Origin of the sequence: Salipiger sp. HF18 (assembly GCF_011806505.1) — a bacterium.
Classification (GTDB): Bacteria; Pseudomonadota; Alphaproteobacteria; order Rhodobacterales; family Rhodobacteraceae; genus Salipiger; species Salipiger thiooxidans.
This window is the reverse complement of the sequence record NZ_JAATOS010000614.1, coordinates 1-2,097: the sequence shown is the minus strand read 5'-3', so window position 1 is coordinate 2,097 and position 2,097 is coordinate 1. Positions and strand designations below refer to the sequence as shown.

General features: G+C 69.6%; 3 protein-coding genes. All 3 read left to right on the top strand.

Annotated elements, in window-relative coordinates; genetic code table 11:
- On the top strand, positions 1-580 hold a 580-nt coding region (gene modB, locus HC022_RS24915; protein ID WP_167454177.1), incomplete at its 5' end, for a molybdate ABC transporter permease subunit.
- Positions 577-1,677 carry a molybdenum ABC transporter ATP-binding protein gene (modC, locus tag HC022_RS24910; RefSeq protein WP_167454176.1) on the top strand — a complete coding sequence of 367 codons (1,101 nt, stop codon included), beginning with the start codon at positions 577-579 and terminating at the stop codon, positions 1,675-1,677. The genes modB and modC, both read left to right, overlap by 4 nt.
- A 147-nt stretch (positions 1,678-1,824) precedes the next feature.
- Positions 1,825-2,097: UDP-2,3-diacylglucosamine diphosphatase (locus tag HC022_RS24905; RefSeq protein WP_368484753.1), on the top strand; the 273-nt coding region annotated here is incomplete at its 3' end.

Sequence of the window (2,097 nt, the reverse complement as noted above, 5' to 3'; positions counted from 1 at the left end):
CCGCTGGGAGTTTCCAGGCAAGCAGATCCTCAACGGGCTGGTGCACCTTCCGCTGATCCTGCCACCGGTGGTCACCGGCTACCTGCTGTTGCTGACCTTTGGTACCCGAGGGCCCATCGGCAGCGTCCTGCAGGACATCGGCATCGTCTTCGCCTTCCGCTGGACCGGCGCGGCGCTGGCGGCGGGGATCATGGCCTTTCCGCTGATGGTCCGCGCCATCCGCCTGTCGATCGAGGCGGTGGACCCCAAGCTCGAACAGGCCGGCGCCACGCTCGGCGCTTCCCCGCCCTGGGTCTTCGCCACGGTAACCCTGCCGCTCGTGCTGCCAGGCATCCTCGCGGGCGCGATCCTCGCCTTCGCCAAGGCGATGGGTGAGTTCGGCGCCACGATCACCTTCGTCTCGAACATCCCCGGCCAGACCCAGACCCTGCCCTCGGCAATCTACGCCTTCCTGCAGGTCCCGGGCGGCGAGGCCTCGGCGCTGAGGCTGGTCGTGGTCTCGGTGGTCATCGCCATGACCGCGCTGATGCTGTCCGAGGTCCTCTCCCGGCGCATCGCGAAACGGGTGGCGGGCGCATGAGCCTGAAGGTCGAGCTCAGCCACCGCTTCGGCACTTTCGCGCTCGATGCAAGCTTCGAGGCACCGCAGGGGGTGACGGTGCTGTTCGGGCGCTCGGGCTCGGGCAAGACCACCATCGTCAACGCAGTCGCGGGGCTGCTGCGGCCCGACACAGGCAGGATCGCCGTCGGCGAGCGGGTGCTCTTCGACAGCACCCGGCGGGTCTGGTTGCCGACCCATCGCCGCAGGCTCGGCTACATCTTTCAGGACGCGCGGCTCTTCCCGCATCTCACCGTGCGCCAGAACCTCGCCTACGGGCGCTGGTTCGCGCAGAAAGCGGGCCGGAGCGAAGACAGCGCCCGCGTCATCGAGATGCTCGGTATCGGCGCGCTGCTCGACCGGCGGCCCGGCGCCCTCTCCGGGGGCGAGCGCCAGCGCGTCGCCATCGGGCGCGCCCTGCTGGCCCAGCCGCAGCTCATTCTTGCGGACGAGCCGCTGGCCGCGCTGGACGAGGAGCGGAAGTCCGAGATCCTGCCTTATTTCGAACGGCTCCGGGACGAAACCTCGGTGCCGATCCTCTACGTCAGCCACTCCCCCGCCGAGGTGGCGCGGCTGGCGACCTCGGTCGTGGCCCTGCAGGACGGGCGCGTCGCCCGGCAGGGCAGCGCCACCGAGGTGCTGGGCGACCCCAAGGTCACCCCGCTTGGCCCCGGCGGCGCCGGTGCGGTTCTCGAAACCACCGTGGCGACGCACCATCCCGACGGGCTGACCGAGCTTCAGGCCGGCGGGGTGCAACTGCTGGTGCCGCAAATCCAGCGCCCGCCCGGCGCCCACGTACGCGTGCATGTCGAAGCACAGGACGTGATGCTGGCGATCCGGCGCCCCGAGGGGATCTCGGCGCTCAACGTGCTGCCGGCCCGCATCCTCGCGTTGCGGATCGGCGACGGCCCCGGCGCGCTCGTGCAGCTCGACGTCGGGGGCAACCTGCTGCTGGCACGGGTCACGCGCCGGTCGGCGACAGTGCTCGGGCTCCGGACCGGGCAGGAGGTCTTCGCGGTGCTCAAGGCCGTTTCGGTCGCCAAGGACGGCATCGCGGGGCGCGGGATCCTGCCGCGCTGAGGCGCGCCGGAACCGCACGCTATCGGCCTCCAAATATTCTGCTTTTTGCGTGGAACTTCTGCAGCGCAGAAACTGTTAAAGTTGCGTCATAATACCGATACAAGCTCCCCTCATAAGGCGGGCGAGCGAACAAGGAAGATGCCACGTATGCCGTCCTCCCCTGCCGGCACAGACGCCCGCCGCACCCTGCGCAGCCTATTCCTCTCCGACCTCCATCTCGGTGCCCGTGCCAGCCGGCCCGGACATGTTCTCGACTTCCTGCGCGGGATCGAGGCCGAGACGATCTATCTCGTCGGCGACATCTTCGACATCTGGCACGGTGGCCGCGTGCACTGGTCCGACGCCCATGACGCGGTGCTGACCGACCTGCGCGCCCGCGCGCGGGACGGCACCCGCATCGTCTACCTGCCCGGCAACCAC

Bases quoted from the DNA above. Each gene is read 5' to 3' on its own strand.
- modC (WP_167454176.1), top strand. From the start codon at position 577: ATGAGCCTGAAGGTCGAGCTCAGCCACCGCTTCGGCACTTTCGCGCTC.